The sequence below is a fragment of the Mesorhizobium sp. B2-3-10 genome, from assembly GCF_006442275.1.
GTDB classification, from domain to species: Bacteria; Pseudomonadota; Alphaproteobacteria; order Rhizobiales; family Rhizobiaceae; genus Mesorhizobium; species Mesorhizobium australicum.
Genome location: NZ_VFVT01000004.1, coordinates 445,303 through 463,306 on the forward strand (window position 1 = coordinate 445,303; position 18,004 = coordinate 463,306).

The window sequence follows — 18,004 nt, forward strand, 5'->3', positions numbered from 1 at the left end:
CTTTGTCGGCACTTGGTATTGCAGGAGTCGCGAAAGTGGAGGGCATGTCCGGTCGATTGGATCGAGGAAGGGTGCAGACCAGACTGTTGCGGTCTGCTGTGACCAGTCCCAATGAGAGTGCGCTGAACCGGCCTACGGACCAATTGTGCGGAAGGGTCTGCCATACAATGCCAAAGTGTAGGATCGGTTGGCTAAATGGTCGGAATCGCAAGTGACACGGCAGCCGTGTTTCTGCATTTCGGGCCGCCAGCACAACCCGGCGGAGATAGCTTTCGGTTCCTAGCTGGAGCCGACGCATAGATACCGACAACCTCTCCGATACTGGCAGCATCCCTTGCCCTTCAGCTTGCACGCCACAATCCTTCGTATGGGTCAGGCGGCCCCCTGGTCTGATCGTATGGCAGGTGCTCCGCTAATATCTTTGGTCGGGTGAATGCCATGGAAATCAACACCGGAGTCACCAAGATGAAGACGATCCTTGTCACCGCCGCTCTCCTTCTTTCAGCGGGAGTCGCCTCTGCCGGAAGCGACCACTGTTGTGGGTCAGGCGCAGATCAGCAGCCCACAATTGCCACTGATACCGTGCACACTTCCTCGACCAAGAAGCCGGATGGCAATTGCGGCGGACCGCAGACCGTGCGGAGGCCAATTGGTCCCCACGAAGAATATGGCCAGGGCATATGGGGCCACTAGTCCCGATGGCAGAAACGTCAAGGACCGGTGCAAGAGACCTCGGTCCCTTCGCCGTCTCAAGCGGCGAAGGGCGCCCCCAATCCTGCTCAGCACGGTGATCGCGGCTTACCGCCAATCGAGACATCGGCGTGCCTGTTTGTGCAGACCCTGGCGGAGATGCGGCTGGGATTCTTGCCCGTAGTGCCGCGTTCGCTGCGCGGCTCCGGCGCCGATGTGGCCGCCTTGAAACCATGGATCTCATGTATGGCTGATCAAGCGGATTCCAAATCCGGTGTCGAGAAGGCCGCCGTCTCGGTCGAGGCCAGCAGTCTCGGCGACCAACTGGCGACGATCAAGCTGGGTCTGAAGACATCGCCGGACCGCAATTGGCTGCTGTGGGCGTCGGTTGGCATCGGGGCGGTCATTATCGCGACATCGATCGGACAGGTCCTGCTCAACAGCTGGAACCAGCCCTTCTACGACGCGCTGGCGCGTCGGGACTTGGCGGTCTTCCTGCATCAGCTCATTATCTTTGGCCTCATTGCCAGCGGACTTCTGGTGCTCAATATCGGCCAGACGTGGCTTAACCAGATGATCCGGCTGAAGCTGCGCGAGGCGCTGACGCTCGACCTGATCGACCAATGGATGCGCCCGGCGAGGGCCTCCCGGCTGGCAAATGCGGGTTCCATCGGCGTCAATCCCGATCAGCGCATGCAGCAGGACGCCGCGCATCTTTCCGATCTGTCGACGGACCTTGGCGTCGGGCTGTTGCAGTCGATCGTCCTTCTTGCGTCCTTTGTCGACGTGCTCTGGCGGCTTTCGTCCGGCTCCGTCTTCCAAATCGGCGATTATTCCCTGGCGATCCCAGGCTACATGGTATGGGCGGCATTCCTCTATGCCGGCATCGCATTGTGGCTGAGCTGGCTGGTCGGGCGCCCGCTCATCAGGCTCGACGGTGATCGCTACGCACGCGAAGCGGAACTGCGCTCCTCCATGGTGCGGGTCAATGAGAACGTCGATGCTATCTCGCTCCACCATGGCGAAACCGACGCCAGGCGACGGCTCGAAATCGACCTCGGCACGTTGCTGGACGCGATGCGGCGCATCTACACAGCCCAGATCAACCTGTCCTGGGTGACCAACACCTACGGCTGGATCAGCGTCGTGGCCCCGATCCTTGTCGCGGCGCCCGTTTATTTTTCGGGCGACATCAGTTTTGGCGGGTTGATGATGGCGGTCGGCGCGTTCAACCAGGTGAATTCCTCGCTGCGCTGGTTCATCAACAACATCGGCGGCATCGCCGACTGGCGCGCCACGCTGATGCGTGTCGCCGATTTTCGCATCGCGCTGGACAAGACCGACGTGCAGCACGACAAGGAAAGCAGTGAGGTTGGCGGCAATGCCGATGACAGCCTAACCTTCCATAACATTGAAGCTCGCTATCCCGAATAGAAGGGGCGACTGCGTCTCGCGCTCGTGGCGAGATTAATCCACCACTCTATTGCCCATGCCCGGCGGGCTGTGAGCCGAGTACTTCGATATCTTCTGCAATCACCGCGCATGGCCGCCCTAGACTTTAGCATCGGCGAACAGGTGCCTGCGTAGAATAGGCTGGTGCACCGGACTGCCCCATTCTCAGCGTACCTGCCACCTCCGTGGTACGGCTGAAGAAGGAGATGAAGATGAGAAGTGATGTGCCAAGCAAGGGGTTGGAATGGACCAGCCTTATTCTCGGCGCAGGCTTGGCCTGCGCTGCAATCATGTTCGTCGGGCTGCCTGCTGCGGCATGGAACGCCGGCGTCGTGGGCACGCTGATTGTGTGCAGTTCTGCCGCCGCCCTCTATCGCTATGGGGATTGGGCGGAATGGTCCAACCTCACCTTAGGGTGCTGGGCGGTGGTAGCTCCGTTCCTGCTCGGCTTCGGATCGGCACAGGGCTCGATGTGGACGCATGTCTTGATCGGGATTTGCGTAGCAACGTTCGCTGCCTTGCAACTTGTGGCAAGTCGCAGGACGCGGGCGCATTCGAGCACCAATTAACTTCGAATACGGGGCGTCGTGGTGCAGCTCACAAGAGCAAGTCATCGGCTTGCTCCTGCGTCTCGGCGCCTCTTCCAGTGTCGGCGTCAATGACACGCCGTCTCAGCCTCGATTGCCGGCTCGCATTTATCGACCATGGCTTGATGTATCCCCGCTAGTTACTAAACGACGCTTCTCGGCGGCCCGGGAAGAATCCTGCGATCATGCCTTCGACCGCCGCCGCGCAATTATTCTGTAGCAAACGCGGTGACGCTGACCGTCTAGATTGCCTTGCGGCGACGGTGTTGTGGCATCCAGTTGAGTGTCGTTCCGTAGGAAAAACCCCGGTGTGGCGAACCCACTCAAGCCGAACCGCTGTAGACCTATACCTAGGTCTAGATCAGCCAATCAAATCTTCAGATGCCAGTCGCCCTTTGTCCCGTTGCGCGGGTTTTCGTCATTCCGTAACGTCAGGACTCCGAGGGGAAGGTGCGATCAGCGCGTCATCTCCGGGCTACCAGTCGCACGAGAATTTTCGCCGAATTGCAGGTGCAGCTTGGTTGACGTGTGAATGACGGGGTTGATAATAGCCGCGCGAATGCGGTCAGTTCGTATTCAACAGAGATTGCGCGGAGGTGAGGAGTATGCGTTTAGCAGATTCGCAAACCACAGACAGCCCCTTAGCGATTCTGGTCGACGATGATGCAGACGTTCGCGACTCATTGGAGGAGTTGCTAAATTCAGTTGGCATCGATTCGATATCGTTTTCCTCGGCTCAGGAAGTGCTCGGCTCAAAGCTCCCAGACCGTCCTGGCTGCATAGTTCTCGATGTTCGAATGCCCGGTACGAGCGGAATGGATCTCCAGCAGCTCCTTGTGACAAAAGAGATACTGACTCCGATCGTATTCTTGACGGGCCATGGTGACATTGCCATGAGCGTCGAGGCTATGAAGGCGGGTGCAGTGGATTTCCTGACCAAGCCGGTACGTGACCAGACGTTCCTAGACGCCGTGTCGACGGCCATCGCTAACGACGTCGCTCGAAGGGCGGCATCAGCCGTGGCTAAAAAGAACTCGGCCCTGTACCAGACACTTACACCCCGCGAGCGGGAGGTTCTGAGGTTTGTGATCTCCGGTGCGATGAACAAGCAGATCGCGTTCGATCTTGGTATTAGCGAAATCACGGTGAAGCTTCATCGCAGCAATATGATGAAGAAGATGGATGCGCGGTCCGTCTCTAATCTATTCAACGTCTGTCAATCGCTTCCACCCGACATATTGTACCAGTTGAAGATGGCTTCCACCGCAGGGAAGGCCGTCTTACAATCGGGGGCAGAGGCGCATTTAACTCATTAATGGGGCGCGACGGCGAGCCGAACGGAGCGGCGGTCTCGAGAGATCTCAAATGCAACTGACGTCATCGCATCAGCGCCGCGTCGCGGCTGCGGCGATAGGAGCGGCGAGCGTCTTGCTTGCTTGGTTCGCACGCGAGCCTTCCGGCTTGCTGGTCGCGGTCACTGCGGTGAGCATCTGCGTCGGCTGGAAGGCTGGATTGGTCTCGGTTGCAACGGCCAGCTTTCTTGCAGGTGCTATCCTGCTGTCACCGGCATATGGGGCAGAAAACGGTCCCGTCCAACTCACGGCATTTGTTGCCGGAGCGTTTGGGTTATGGCTGGTGGTCAAAATCTTCAGGACCATCAGCTTCTATGATCGGGTATACCAGGATCCCGGGCCGAATTTCACCGACATTCCGGGCCTCGGTTGGTCCGCCTATCCGGACGGACGCCTTCGGTTCCTCAATCCCGCAGCTCTTGAGTACGTTGGCGTCACGACCGAAGAAATACGTGAGATCATGAATGCCGACGACTTTTCTTGGTGGCGGAGATTTGTTCATGCCGACGATGTTGAGGCAAGCATGGCGCAATGGCGCCACAGTCTAGAGACGGGCGAGCCGATGATCGTGGAGAAGCGTTTGCGCCGGTTCGATGGCACCTATAGATGGTTTCGCGATACCGGGGTTGCCTCGCGCGATGAGAGTGGGCGAATTATCGGCTGGTATGGGCATACCGAAGACATCGACGACCGGCGCAAGGCGGAAGCCGCGCTGCGCCAGAGCGAGAGGGAACTCAGGCTGCTCGTCGATACTGTTCCCACCATGATCTGGCTGATGACGCCGGCGGGATTGCCGTACTATTTCAACAAACGGTTCGTCGACTGGGCGGGCGTCGACTCGGCCAGGGAGGAGCCGCGAGGCACGCGGCAATTCGCCTTGCATGTGGAGTTGTTCCACCCCGACGACAGGGCAGCGGTCAAGGCAGTGTTCCAGAAGTCCTTTGCGCGTGGAGAGCCCCTCCAACACAAAGGTCGGCTGTGCCGGAAGGACGGAGTATATCGCTGGATCGATTCGCGCTTCGAACCGCTACGCGACGAAGACGGCACTATTCTTCGCTGGTACGGCGTCAACTTCGACGTCGACGACGAGGTCCGAGCCCAGGAATCACTGCGTCTGGCGGACGAAAGGCTCGCGCGCGCTTTGCGCGCCGCAAGTCTGTCCGAACTGTCGGTGTCCATTGCGCACGAACTCAACCAGCCGCTGCAGGCCGTCGTGGCCAACGCCGGCGCGTTCCAGAGATGGCTTAACGCCGATCCGCCAAACTTCGATCACGCCAGCCGCGTTGCTCAGAAAATCATCAGAAACGCCGACGCCGCAGCACAGGTGATCAGTCGCATCCGGGCGCTGTTCAGCAAGACCGAAGGCGAACCGCGCGCGATCGATCTGAATGCGGTGATCCGCGAAGTGTGTGATCTTCTTGGTGAGAGGCTCACATCGAATAGCGTCAAGCTGGACCTCCACCTCGACCCCCGCCTTCCCGAGACGGCTGCCGATCACGTGCAGATGGAGCAGGTCGTCCTGAACCTCGTTCGCAACAGCATAGAAGCGATGCAGGACGTCAGCATCAGCGAACGAAACCTGCGGATCGTGTCGCGGCGTCAGAATGACGGAACAGTTGAGATCGAAGTTCGCGACCGCGGCCGTGGGCTTACCGATCTGGAGGGGATTTTCGAGGCGTTCTATACAACCAAGCCAGATGGAATGGGAATGGGCCTTGCAATCTGCCGCTCGATTGTCGAGGCACACTACGGACGGCTTTGGGCGGAAAATGTTGAGGCGGGGGGGGCATCCATAACCATCAGCCTCCCCATCCGCGCTGCCGACACAACCAAGGCACCCACCAGCGCAACAGCAAGCGCCTGACTGGGTGCTCTCAAAGGTTTATCCGGGAATCGGCCATCGACTGCCCGATTTCGATGAGTGTATTGACCAGAATGTAAAAGATCCCGAACACGATGGCGACACCCAGCACTGCCGGGAGATCGGCGCTGGCAAAGGCTTGGACCGTGTAAAGACCCAGGCCTGGCCACCCGAAAACGCGCTCGACAACAAGCAGATTGCCAAGGAGAAGGCGGACCTGGAGACCGAGCATTGACAAAGGGGCAGTAGCGGCATTGCGCAAGCCGTGGCGCAACAGCACCTTTGTCTCGCTCAGTCCCTTGCCGCGTGCGGTCCGCACATATGCCTGGCCCATGACATTGTGCAGCGCTCCGTTCAGGCTTCGCCCAACCGCTATGCCTATCGGCAAAGCCAGTGCGAGCGCTGGCAAGATCAGATGCCGCAGCGCGTCGACGCTGATTTCGGGCTGGCCGACCAGTATTCCGTCGATGACATTAAATCCCGTGGGACCCGCGAAGTCGCGGTAGGCAGGTCCGAGTCGGCCCGCTCCGGGAAGCCAGTCCATTCGGAACCAGAAAAAATAGGCGAGAAGCAGGGCTGACAGAAAGATCGGTGTGGAACCCATCCCGATTAAAGCGAGCCGTATGCCGGCCGATCCCGGTATGAGGAATTGTAGGGCCGTCATGACACCGGATAGCGCCACTCCCAACGCGATCGAGGCCAACGCAAGTTCAAGGGTAGCGGGAAGATATTGTCTGATGTCATCGAATACCGGCTGCCGGGTTCTTACCGACATTCCCAGATCCGCATGCGCGAGGCGCAATAGAAAGCGCCCGTATTGAACGACAGCCGGGTCGTCCAGCCCGAGCTGCTTACGCATTGCTTCAACCGTTTCTGGCGGAGCACTCGGCCCGGCGATGGCCCGCGCAGGATCGGCAGGGATAACGCTCTGGAGACCGAAAACGATGAAGCTCATCAGCAAGAGAACGACGACGGCGCCGACGATGCTCTTGACGAGGTAAACCAGCATCTACGCCCCCCTCAGCGCGGCGCGAATGCCGTCGCCCGCGAGGTTGGCGAGGAGACAAAGCAGAAAGATGATCGCGGCCGGCAAGATCGGCAGCCACCAATGGACGGTGAGACTGTCGAGGGTGCGCGATGTCATCGCGCCGAGTTCAGGCGCCGGTGCAGGCAGTCCAAGGCCGAGGAAAGACATCAGCGACATCGTCATGATGATGTTGGCGACGTCCAGTGACGCCCCGATGAGCAAGGCTGGGATCACTCCCGGCAACAGGTAGCGCAACAGCAGGCGCGGACCGCGGACCCCGGCTATCCGCGCTCCCTCGACATGAGGACGCGCCTTGAGACGGCGAATTTCGTCACGCGATATGCGCGCATACCAGGGCCACCAGATAATGCCGATCGCGATCAGCGTGTTGACGAGCCCCGGGCCAAGCGAAGCCACGACGGCGAGCGCGATGATTGTTGACGGAAGGACCAGGAACAAGTCGATGATGCGGTCGATGACCAGGTCGACCGTGTCGCCCATCAGGCCCGAAATCAGCCCGGCCAGGGAGCCCACAACAAGACTGAAACTGATGACTGCAAGCCCTGGCAGCCACGTGTATTGAATGCCGAGGATGACGCGTGAGAACAGGTCGCGGCCGATCTCGTCGGTGCCGAACCAATGTCCGGCCGATGGCGGCAGGTAGGCTGCGGCGACGCGCAATTGTGGGTCGAACGGCGCGATCCAGGGCGCCAGCAGGGCGACAATGGTAACCACAGGAATGCCGACAACGCCGACGCTTTCAAGCCAACCGGCACGCCGGAAGAACTCGCGCCAGTTGAACCGAGGCCTCACAGGCAGCGTGTCCGGTCGTATAGTCATCCTTCGTCTCCCGCCTGAAGGTTTGGCATCGCAGCGATGAGAGACTGCGTGTAGGCGGCCTGTGGTGCGGCAATGAGGGCGTCTGGATCGGCAACCTCGACCAACTCGCCGTCCTTCAGCACCGCGATGCGGTCGGCGATGATCCTGGCGGCCGCCAGATCGTGGGTCACGAACAGCATCGCCATGTCCAGTCGCCGCCGAAGGTCACCAAGAAGGTTCAAGGTGGTGGCCGCCAGCGACACGTCCATGGCACTGATCGGCTCATCGCAAAGCAGAAGTTTTGGGGGGACGATTACGGCGCGAGCCAAAACGGCGCGCTGGCACTGTCCGACCGACATCTCGGCCGGTAGCGCGTCCATCAGGACCGGATCGAGGCCGACGAGCTTTATTGCCTCTCCGACGCGGCGGCGGCCATAGTCACTGTCCGGTGAAATAGCCCGCAGACGCTCGCCGATCTGCTCGCCAATCGTGAGCCACGGCGTCAGCGCCGCCACGGGGTCTTGAAACACGATTTGCGGAGGAAACTTGTCGAAGCGGGCAACAGTGCCGCTCTCGGGTTCCACAAGCCCGGCAGCAATCCTTAGAAGGGTGGATTTGCCGGCGCCACTTTCGCCGACAAGGGCGACGCACTCGCCAAGCTTGATCGAGAGGCTGACCGACCTGAGAACGGGCTGCGGTTGGCGCCGCCCCCAAAACGATCTGGCTCCTGTTGGGAACGTTTTTCCGATATTGGACAGCCTCAAGGCGGCGGTTTCCTGGATCGCATGGGCCGGCCATGGTTTCGCACCAGCGCGCTGCGCTGAGAGAAATGGCGTTTGTTCGTGGTGAAGGCAGGCGACTTCGCCACCGTGCACCGAAGCAGGCTCCAGCGGCGGGCGGATCGCCATGCAGTCTGGCTGGGCGATCGGGCAACGCGTCGCGTAGGCACAGGCTCTATCGACGTTGATGGAAGGCGTGCGCTCTGACGGGAGCGTGGGAAGCGGGCGGCGTCGATCAGAGTCCAGATCGTATCGAGCGGCGAGCAAACCGGCGGAATAGGGGTGTGCGGCGTTGCGGGCAACGTCCCGCATGCGGCCGATTTCAACGATGCGTCCAGCGTAGAGAACAAGCACGCGGTCAGCCAGTGAGGCCGCTACGCTCAGATCGTGCGTCACGAACAGAATTGCCGTCTGCTGCTCGCGGGCGAGATCGCGCAACAGGTCGAGGATCTGCGCCTGCACGGTGACGTCGAGCGCGGTGGTTGGTTCATCGGCGATAAGCAGCTTCGGTTTTGCCATCATCGCCATGGCAATAAGCACTCGCTGACGCTGCCCTCCCGACAGGCGATGCGGAAGCGCATCGGCGATGCGGGCCGAGTCAGGCAGGCCGGTTCGGCTGAGCCAGTCTTCGGCCGATCCTTCGGCCCCGCCATTGGATTCCCGCATCTGATGGCGGATCGTCATGGTGGGGTTTAGCGCGCCCATCGGATCTTGCGAGATGGCACGAACGAGGTGGCGACGGGCCGACTGCCAGGTGCGCCTTCCCGCGCCGACAAGCTCTGTCCCCGCAAGCCGGATCGAGCCTGCAACCCGCGGCCGGTATTCGCACGGCAGGAGCCCCTGAAGCGTCAGCCCGATGCTTGTCTTGCCGGAACCGCTTTCGCCAACCAGCGCGATAATCTCGCCAGGAAAAATCTCGAAACCGATGCCATCCAGGACGCGTGAAGGACGGCCTTCGCGGCTGAGAATGACTGAGAGGTCTTTGACGGCGAGGACGGACCCGGTGACGGGTTCGGACATTCTGCGCGAGAGCTTGATCATCTGCGGTGCGAGCCTGACCTACCTGCTTCGGAATGAACCGGATGGCCGGTCTTCAAGGGCTCCAGCGAACGGTGCCGAAGTCGATGTTGCCGGGCGGGTATACGGGACGGAGTCCAAGGTCCGTCAGGCCCTTGGCGTGGACAACAACGTCGTTGACGTCGACGAGCGGGATGACGATGCCGGCATCGAAATACATGTGCCCCGCTCTCTCGTAGAGTGCGTCGCGTTCTTTGACGTCGGTCAACTGTCCGGCTTGGTCCACGATGGCGTCGGCTTCCGGCACGACCCGGCCAAAATAGTTCAGAACACCGCCTTTTGCGAAGAACACCTTGGCCTGGTTTTCCGGATGGGCGGCGTCCGGGCCTGCAATTGTGAGCAGCAAATCGGGAGGGTTCGGGTCATCCTTCAAGGTGTAGGCAGCACCGGAAGGCAGCACGTAAGCCGTCGCTTTCACGCCGATCGACGCCAGTTGCGCTATCATGAGGTCGGCGATGCGGCTGTAACTAGGGGCCGCGCTGTGGAGACCAATGACCAAATTGACCGCGCCACGTTTGGCGATTACGGCTTTGGCTGCCTCTAAGTCCGTCGGAAACCGAATCGGATTCACTGGGTCGAGCATCACGTTCGGATAAACCGACTTCGACAGGCTCGCGAACTGCCCAAAGGCGTCCTTGATCCACAGCGCTGGATTGATCGCTGTCAAAACGGCCTTGCGGACGTCCGCGTCGTCGAGTGGCGACTTCGGCTTAACGAAGAGATAGTACGGTATCATGCTCGGGGCGGTGGTCACCTCCAGCCCACCCGGCAGGCTGGTGAGTTGCGCGAATGGGTAGTTGAGCGGTACGGCATCGATCGTACCCGCCTGCAGTTGAAGTATCTGCTGGCTGATATCGGGCACCACCGAAATCTGGATCTGCTGGAAGAACGGTTTGTCGCCCCAATAGTCGTCGTTGCGTTCGAGCACATAGCGCTGACCGCGTTTGAATTCAGCCAGCTTGAACGGGCCGGTGCCCACTGCGTGCTCGTTGAGCCAGGTCGTCGCAAAGTTGCCGTTGCCATGATCGGCGAGCGCTGCCGGACTTATAACTTTTGGCCCCCACGGACTGGAAAGAGAATCGAGGAACGAAGGCTGAGGATGGCCCAGAGTAAGCACCACCGTCGAAGCGTCGGGCGCCCTCATGTCCCTCACATTGGACAGGAAGTAGCTCAGGATCAGTCCACGATCCCGACGGCGTTCGAACGACTTTATGACCGCCGCCGCATTGAAGGGCGTGCCGTCGTGGAACTTGACACCGTCGACCAGGTGGAAGGTGTACGTCAGCCCGTCATCCGAGATCTCCCAACTCTTGGCGAGCAGACCAACGATCTTGATCGAACCCGGCTCGTACTCGACGAGACCTTCGTAGACGTTGTCGATTGCGCTCATCGCGCCAGTCTCAAACCCGTTGTCCGGATCGAACGTGCCTATGTCGGCCACGTAGGGGATGCGGAGCACCCCGTTGGCGTGGACTGGCGCTACCGAAAGCAGCAAACCGAACGCGAGCAGCAACATCCGCGGACAGAAGCTGCGCTCGCCGGGTCGTTTGGTTAGGTAAGCGTATATCTGCATGAGCATTCCCGTTGGCTCGGTCTCTCAGCGACGGCAGCAAGGCCACCGCGATCAATGCAGGGGCCAACGAGGCATCTCTGGGTTATTGGGGACCCGGAGGGCTCCGATCTCATAATGGTTTCTCCATCCTCGCGGTATAACCAAGCGGTGTACCGCTCAGACGGTACTACTGCCGGTCGGTCGGGGTCCATAGAGTACTGGGCACTGGTCATCCTATGCCTAGGCATAGGATGCTGGCACGTCGCCGGGCCGCCGTGGCCCTTCAAATGCGGATTGGCGCTGTTTCGCGGACGGGTTGCGCATATGCACAGGCCGCCCATTCGGCGGGAGTTTCATGCCTTAGCGGTCGTGGCTCCATTGATCGTCCATCCGCCATTCCGCCTCAGTCGGCGTCCCGCGCCTGACCCAGTTAGCTAGTTCGATGGCGCAGTGGTTCGGTTCTACAATCCGAGACATAAGCCGACAAAACCAGCAATCGGGCTGTCGTTCAGCAATGCGAGCGCACAACGTTTGGCCTCGCGGTCCGCCCGACACGCGATTCAGTGTACGCGAAAGGTCGCCAAGGATAGTCATTGCGAGTTCGCAGAAATTGCTGACGACACGCGATCCTGATTTGAGATTAAGGTGGGCGGCAGTTCTGCGTTCACCTGAGCCCAGCGCGTGGTTGTGATGCCATGCGGCGTCCTTGATCAGCCTCGCCAACTTTACTCGCGAGGCCTTGACCGGGACGATCTGGTCGTCCTGGCCGCAACTAGACGGCATTACATCGCGGCGGGATGCGCCAACGGAGAAGAGTCCATCCTTGTTCATCGTATCCATCCATGATGTGGCCTTGAACATCCGGCTCACCATCACGACTGTCGAATCGACCTGCCGGTCGCATTCGGGAGGGCGGGCGAAGGAGCGATCGAAACTCGCCAGTCGTGATGGCTTACGAGGAGGATGCGCCGATCTGGGCCGCGAACCTATTCTACAGAAGCATCTCTCGTGCAATGCCAAGGTGCAGGACAGGCATGCCAAGATGTCCGGAGGCCTTCGCGGTGAGTAGATCAGGCCCCGGACCTGGCCAAGCTCATGAACCGACGCATCGCGGAATCCGTCGGACATATGGCGATTGCCAAAGCCTATACCAGAGTCTAGGTCGCACCCGCTTCGCGCATCGGCGCGGGCAGTGTTTCCCATGCCCGGATCAACTCGCCGATGGAGGTGGCCTCCATCTTGCGCATGACATTGCCGCGATGCAGCTTGACCGTCACTTCACTGATGCCGAGGTCGAAGGCGATCTGCTTGTTGAGGCGCCCGCGCGCGACTTCACGCAAAACCTCGCGCTCGCGTGGCGTCAGCGCCTCGACGTGCTCGATGTTGCGCTTGACGACAACGGCTTGCGCCCGCCGCGAAGCGTCCATCGCGATGCCAGCCATCACGGCATCAAGCAGCGTTTGATCCCGCACCGGCTTGGTGAGAAAATCCACGGCGCCGGCCTTCATTGCTTGGACAGTCATCGGAATGTCGCCATGCCCGGTCAGAAAGATGATGGGCTTAGGGTTTCCGCTTTTCGCAAGATGACGCTGCAGATCGAGACCGCTCGTCCCCGGCATACGCACGTCGAGGATCAGGCAGCCGGGGTTGTCCAATATCTCGGCGTCGAGCAATTCGTGGGTCGAGGCAAAGCAGACCGGCCGAAGACCCGCGGACAGGACCAATTCGTATAGCGCCTCTCGAACGGCCGCGTCGTCATCGACAATCATGACGAGCGGCTGCTCGCCTACATTTCCCTGATGCCGCGGTGACGGCGCCGATTTCCGTGCGAACGGCTGGTCAACTCTCATGTCTATCCTCCGTTTTTTTGTCGCGTAATGCGTCGCCGACGGCCGCAAGCAGGGCCTGGCCGTCAAAAGGCTTGCGGAAAAACTCGTTGATGCCCTTGGCGCGAATCTGATCCGCTATTTCGTGGCGGCCGGTGATCAGGAACACTGGTAGCTCTGGGCGCGCCTGCCTAGCCAAGTCACGTAGTTCGAAGCCGTCCGTACCAGGCATCCCGATGTCCGTAATAAGCAGATCTAAGCCCGAAAGCCCGGTGATGAGCAGCGATCTTGCCGACGAGAAGCTGCGGGCCACATAGCCCGCGGACTCCAGGAGATCCTCAAGCGACTCAAGCAGCCTTGGATCGTCATCGACTATCGCCACGACAGGTCCACACTTGTTCACACTCAGCTCCCTCCGGCTCGGCGCGAGTGAGTGATCGGTATTTCCAATCGTTCCGCTATACGCACGAGATCGGCCAGCGACGCCGCCACCATTTTCTGCATCACATTCCTTCTGTGGATTTGTAGCGTGACCTCGCTGATTCCCAGCTCAGCTGCTGCCTGCTTGTTAAGAAGACCGCTCACCACGAGCGGCAACACCTCACGTTCGCGCGGCGTCAGGTCGAGATAGCGTTGCCTCAGCATGCCGAATTCGGCGCGCTCTGATCTCTTTCCGCGATCGAGGTTGATCGCCGCATGGATTGCAGCCATCAGGTCCGCATCACTGAAAGGCTTCGTCAGGAAGTCCACGGCGCCGTGCTTGATGGCACGCACCGAGGACGGGATGTCGCCATGTCCAGTTATGAAAACGATTGGTGCATGATCCGCTTCCGCGATCTGCCCTTGCAGATCGAGGCCGTTGATATCCGGCAACTCGACATCAAGGATCAGGCAGGCTGGGACGTTCGGCTTGTCGGCGATCACATAATCACTGGCCGATTCGAACGCGACGGAGCGCATGTCGTGTGAGGCCAACAACTCTACGAGAGCTTCCCGAATGCGCGCATCGTCGTCCACGATGAACACGATTTGGTCATCCGTCGTCATGCCGCCACTTTCGCTTCAACCGGCAAGGTAAAGATGAACTTAGCGCCGTGCGGCTCGTTCTTCTCGACCCACAAGCGCCCGCCGTGCGACTCGACGATCGATCGGCAGATCGCCAAGCCCATACCCATCCCATGTTGTTTCGTCGTAAAAAACGGCTCGAAGATCTTGTCCGGGAACTCGATGCCCCAGCCGCGATCACTAATCTCGGTTTGGATCGCATTCCCAATCCGGCGCACGCGCACACCGAGAACCCTGGCTTGCCCAGTGGAATCCATTGCTTCGGTGGCGTTGCGCATCAGATTAATCAGCACCTGCTGAATCTGGATACGATCGAGCGCCACGAGCGGAAGATCCCGCTCGATATCTGTATCGAGGCGGACACGATGCCGCGCCGCCTCCTCGGCCATAAGATCCAGCGCTTCGGCTATCACACCGTTGAGCGCCATGGAGCTCCGCGTCTCGGCGGATGACTTGAACAGGGCTCGGATGCGGCTAACAACGTCGGCGGCGGCATTTGCATCGCGGATGATCCGCTCGACCGTTTTCTGCGCCCGCTCGATGTTTGGCGGCTCCGCCATAAGCCATCGCTGGCACGCGTGCGAGTTAGCCACCACAGCCGCCAAGGGTTGATTGACCTCATGCGCGATCGAGGCTGAGAGCTCGGCGAGGCTCGCCGCCTGGCTCGCGCGGGCGAGGCTCTCTCGCGCCAAACGCAACTCTTCTTGCGCGCGAACCTCGCTATCGATGTCCAGGCAGATCACGTTCCACTGCACAATGGCACCTTCGGCGTTGAGCATCGGCGCGGCACGCGTCTCGACCCAACGATATTCGCCGTCGAAACGCCTCAGGCGGTGCTTGCGCGCGTACGGCTCGCCAGTGGACAACGAATGGGCATATCTGTCTTTGACACCCGCTAGGTCGTCGGGATGAACACCCGCATCGAGTGTACCGGCCAACCGGGACTTTCCAGTTCCGTCCAATTCTTCAAGGGGATAGCCGAGGAATTCGCGGAGCTGCTGGCTGCGATATCTTGGCTCGCCATCTGGCGCGGCGCAATCGATCATTGCCGGTAGCGTTTCAACGAGCTGCCAGAGAGAGCGTTCTCTCTCGTGTAGCGCCTCCTCAATGCGCAGCTGATCGTCGACATCATGCGAGAGCCCGTACCACTGGGCGATGCGCCCCCTCTCATCCCTCAACGGCTCCGCGGTGCCTTCCACCCAGCGAAAGACGCCGTCCGCACGCCGCAGGCGATACTTCTTGGTGAAGCGTTCGCCGGTGGCGAAAGAATGGTTGAGCGCTTCCTTAAGGCTGGTTGCATCATCGGGATGGACCGCAGCTTCCATGAAGGCCGTCAGCCGGCTCATGCCCGCCTTGTCAGCATCTGCTGTGTCCAGGCCGAGATAATTTATCAGGCGCTTGTTGAAGAACGTCGGTTCCCCCTCCGGACTCAACCGCCAGAGCAGGCTCGGAACCATATCCACGAGTTGCGAGAGTTCCCGCTCCCGCTCGCGCAGCGCTTCCTGTGCGCGCATCTCATCGTCGATGTCGATGGAAACTACGTACCATTGCACGATCGCTTCGCTTTGATCTCGCAGCGGTTCCCCGCGGCCATCAACCCAGCGATACACGCCGTCCGCACGGCGCATACGATATTTCGCGGAGAACGGCTCTCCGGTGGCGAAGGCGTGGCGGGCCGTCCCCAGCAGGCTGGCCGCATCATCGGGATGGACGAGGGTCCATATGATTGCAGCTAGCCGGCTCATGCCCGGCTTGTCCAAAGCCGGCACGTCATCGAGACCGAAAAAGTCCAGCAAGCGCTTATTAAAGAAGGTCGGCTCGCCGTCGGGAGTCATACGCCTGATCTGGACCGGCACCATGTCGACGAGCTGCGAGAGCTCACGCTCCCGATCGCGCAACGCCTCTTGCGCGCGCACTTCGTCGTCAATGTCGAGAGAAACTCCGTACCATTGCACAACCGCTCCGTTTTCATCACGCCGAGGCTCCAACCTACACTCCGCCCAGCGATAGGTGCCATCCTTCTCACGCCAACGAAACCTCATCGCGGAGCCGCCGCCAGTGTCGAAACAATTCCGCAACGTACGTTGCACCTCGGGAGCATCCCCGGGGTGGATCAGCTCTTGCAGCAATTCTTCGATGCGGGGCGCCTCGCGAGCTTCGAAGTTCGCGATGACCGAGCGGAAATGGTCCTGGTATCGCTTGTTGAAGTAGACCGGCCCACCCGAGGGCGTCGCACTCCAGATACGGATAGGCACGGCGTCGACCATCTCTTGGAGCTGCCGCTCGCTCCGTCGCAGCGCCTCTTCGGCCTGCACTTGATCGTCTATATCATGGCACAAACCGTACCACTGGACGATGCGTCCTTGCTGGTCCCGCAGCGGGTCCGCACGGCTCGACATCCAATGGTAGACGCCGTCGGCGCGACGCAGGCGATATCGCATCGCGAAGCTCTCGCCGGTGTCAAGGCAGCGACGGAGTGAACCGCCGAAAGCTGTTGTGTCGTCTGGATGGACCGTCTCCATAACCGCTTCGAGCCTGTTCATCTCGGGTTTATCCAAATCGGCGACATTCAGGCCGAGGAAATCGACCATTCGCTTATTGAAGAAAGTCGGCTCGCCTTCGGGCGTCAGTCGCCAAACATGACTCGGGACCATGTCCACGAGCAGCGAGAGTTCGCGCTCGCGGTCGCGCAGCGCCTCCACGCTTTCACGTAATGTGAGCAGCGCCAGCTGGTGCTGTCGGGATATGGCGGCCACGATGAGTGCTGAAAATGCCGAGCCCCCCAGGAAAAGCTGCAGCATGATCTGGTTGTGCTTCAGGGCTGCCGGATCACCGGCAAACTCGCCCGCGCCGAAGACTGTGAATACCGCTGTGATCAGAGCAAGAACAGTCAAGGCGACGGCGGCGCCCTTGAATTCGAAGCGCACCGCGGCCCAAAGAAGCGGCGGCATAATAATATACGCGAAGGGCAAATAACTGCTCAAAGAAAGTGCGGCGACACCCAGAAAGATTAGCCCCAGGACGCAAACTTCCACCCATCGCGTCGCCGAAAGGTGCCCCCTGGCTCGCCAGTTTTGGAATACAACCAATGCAAGCGGCGCTACGATCAGAACCCCGGTGGCGTCCCCAATCCACCATAGGGGCCAAGCCCCCGTGAAGGTTTGTGATTGCATGTCAAACCAGGCAAGTGTGGCGCTTCCTACCGTCGCGCTTACTACTGGCGCAATTCCAGCGGCAAGCACGACGAATGCGAGAACATCCCGTACGCTTTCCAGTTCCCCCAGCCGCTTGCTTGTCCGGTTCACGAGCCAAGCCCCGACCATCGCCTCAAAAGCGTTGCCGCTATAGATCAGCAAGGCCGCTGGCAAAGGACTATGGAACCACACGAAATTGCTGAACAGTTCGGCTAGACAGCCTACCATCACCCACCATGGCCAGCTGCGCCTAGAGGCAAGGACAAGCGTGGCGATGAAAAGTCCGCTCGGTGGCCAAACGGAAATGGTTGTTCCAGGTACGATTGCGAGCAACTGAGCAAATCCGCAGCCTAGGACATAAGCCGCGAAAAAAAGTCCTAAATACAAGAATTTGGGACGGTGCGACCAGACGCGCATCATCGGCTTCTCCTGCCTGGCATCGACGGCGTAAGGACCGTCAGCGCTGGTATACCACCAAATCTGGGCTCGCGAATTCACACCTCATCCTAGTGCCCCCGTGCCAAAGCCGCATCCTATGGAAATCCATGCATTGCACACTAGGGACACACACCAGCGAATTGCTCTCTGGTAGCGTTCGGGGTTCCCTGCTGATAGGAGCGCGAATTCCTATACCTTTATCGCGACAATCGCAGACTTGAGCCAAGATTTGAACGGACACTTTCCCGTCCGCTCAGCGGCCCCCGGGCTCATCAATCTCGTTGA

11 protein-coding genes and 1 pseudogene are annotated in these 18,004 nt (G+C 60.1%); 4 read left to right on the forward strand and 8 right to left on the reverse strand.

Features of this window, described 5'->3' with window-relative positions; genetic code table 11:
- Positions 1-936 precede the first annotated feature (936 nt).
- From FJ943_RS14835 to FJ943_RS14850, 4 genes and pseudogenes are all read left to right on the forward strand, one after another.
- Positions 937-2,046: pseudogene (locus FJ943_RS14835) on the forward strand (SbmA/BacA-like family transporter); the annotation flags it as partial.
- 302 nt (positions 2,047-2,348) lie between these two features.
- Complete coding sequence (locus FJ943_RS14840; protein ID WP_246671876.1) at positions 2,349-2,711, forward strand: SPW repeat protein; 363 nt, start codon at positions 2,349-2,351, stop codon at positions 2,709-2,711.
- A 623-nt stretch (positions 2,712-3,334) separates the two neighbouring features.
- The gene (locus tag FJ943_RS14845; RefSeq protein ID WP_140722448.1) at positions 3,335-4,045 is read left to right on the forward strand and encodes a response regulator transcription factor; all 711 of its coding nucleotides are present in this window, start codon (positions 3,335-3,337) and stop codon (positions 4,043-4,045) included.
- A gap of 49 nt (positions 4,046-4,094) precedes the next feature.
- The gene (locus tag FJ943_RS14850; protein WP_140722451.1) at positions 4,095-5,945 is read left to right on the forward strand and encodes a PAS domain-containing sensor histidine kinase; all 1,851 of its coding nucleotides are present in this window, start codon (positions 4,095-4,097) and stop codon (positions 5,943-5,945) included.
- A 10-nt stretch (positions 5,946-5,955) separates the two neighbouring features.
- Here FJ943_RS14850 and FJ943_RS14855 read toward each other — a convergent pair whose 3' ends face one another.
- The 8 genes from FJ943_RS14855 to FJ943_RS14890 all read right to left on the reverse strand — a co-directional run bounded on the left by FJ943_RS14855 (position 5,956) and on the right by FJ943_RS14890 (position 17,701).
- Positions 5,956-6,951, reverse strand: a complete 996-nt coding sequence (locus tag FJ943_RS14855) for an ABC transporter permease (RefSeq protein ID WP_140722454.1) — start codon at positions 6,949-6,951, stop codon at positions 5,956-5,958.
- Positions 6,952-7,809 (reverse strand): ABC transporter permease, encoded by an 858-nt coding sequence (locus tag FJ943_RS14860; RefSeq protein WP_140722456.1) that lies wholly within the window; start codon positions 7,807-7,809, stop codon positions 6,952-6,954.
- Positions 7,806-9,608, reverse strand: coding sequence for an ABC transporter ATP-binding protein (locus FJ943_RS14865; protein ID WP_140722459.1), 1,803 nt, complete (start codon positions 9,606-9,608; stop codon positions 7,806-7,808). Before FJ943_RS14865 ends, FJ943_RS14860 begins: the two co-directional genes overlap by 4 nt.
- 52 nt (positions 9,609-9,660) lie before the next feature.
- Complete coding sequence (locus FJ943_RS14870; protein ID WP_246671877.1) at positions 9,661-11,217, reverse strand: ABC transporter substrate-binding protein; 1,557 nt, start codon at positions 11,215-11,217, stop codon at positions 9,661-9,663.
- Positions 11,218-12,353: 1,136 nt separating this feature from the next.
- On the reverse strand, positions 12,354-13,046 hold the full coding sequence (locus FJ943_RS14875) for a response regulator transcription factor (protein WP_140722657.1): 693 nt from the start codon (positions 13,044-13,046) through the stop codon (positions 12,354-12,356).
- Positions 13,036-13,425, reverse strand: coding sequence for a response regulator (locus FJ943_RS14880; protein ID WP_140722465.1), 390 nt, complete (start codon positions 13,423-13,425; stop codon positions 13,036-13,038). The genes FJ943_RS14875 and FJ943_RS14880 overlap by 11 nt, the downstream gene beginning before the upstream one ends.
- A gap of 2 nt (positions 13,426-13,427) precedes the next feature.
- On the reverse strand, positions 13,428-14,069 hold the full coding sequence (locus tag FJ943_RS14885; protein WP_140722468.1) for a response regulator: 642 nt from the start codon (positions 14,067-14,069) through the stop codon (positions 13,428-13,430).
- Positions 14,066-17,701 carry a PAS domain-containing protein gene (locus FJ943_RS14890; RefSeq protein ID WP_140722471.1) on the reverse strand — a complete coding sequence of 1,212 codons (3,636 nt, stop codon included), beginning with the start codon at positions 17,699-17,701 and terminating at the stop codon, positions 14,066-14,068. Before FJ943_RS14890 ends, FJ943_RS14885 begins: the two co-directional genes overlap by 4 nt.
- Positions 17,702-18,004 lie beyond the last annotated feature (303 nt).

Bases quoted from the DNA above. Each gene is read 5' to 3' on its own strand.
- FJ943_RS14840 (WP_246671876.1), top strand. From the start codon at position 2,349: ATGAAGATGAGAAGTGATGTGCCAAGCAAGGGGTTGGAATGGACCAGC.
- FJ943_RS14845 (WP_140722448.1), top strand. From the start codon at position 3,335: ATGCGTTTAGCAGATTCGCAAACCACAGACAGCCCCTTAGCGATTCTG.
- FJ943_RS14850 (WP_140722451.1), top strand. From the start codon at position 4,095: ATGCAACTGACGTCATCGCATCAGCGCCGCGTCGCGGCTGCGGCGATA.
- FJ943_RS14855 (WP_140722454.1), bottom strand. From the start codon at position 6,951: ATGCTGGTTTACCTCGTCAAGAGCATCGTCGGCGCCGTCGTCGTTCTC.
- FJ943_RS14860 (WP_140722456.1), bottom strand. From the start codon at position 7,809: ATGACTATACGACCGGACACGCTGCCTGTGAGGCCTCGGTTCAACTGG.
- FJ943_RS14865 (WP_140722459.1), bottom strand. From the start codon at position 9,608: ATGATCAAGCTCTCGCGCAGAATGTCCGAACCCGTCACCGGGTCCGTC.
- FJ943_RS14870 (WP_246671877.1), bottom strand. From the start codon at position 11,217: ATGCAGATATACGCTTACCTAACCAAACGACCCGGCGAGCGCAGCTTC.
- FJ943_RS14875 (WP_140722657.1), bottom strand. From the start codon at position 13,046: ATGAGAGTTGACCAGCCGTTCGCACGGAAATCGGCGCCGTCACCGCGG.
- FJ943_RS14885 (WP_140722468.1), bottom strand. From the start codon at position 14,069: ATGACGACGGATGACCAAATCGTGTTCATCGTGGACGACGATGCGCGC.
- FJ943_RS14890 (WP_140722471.1), bottom strand. From the start codon at position 17,701: ATGATGCGCGTCTGGTCGCACCGTCCCAAATTCTTGTATTTAGGACTT.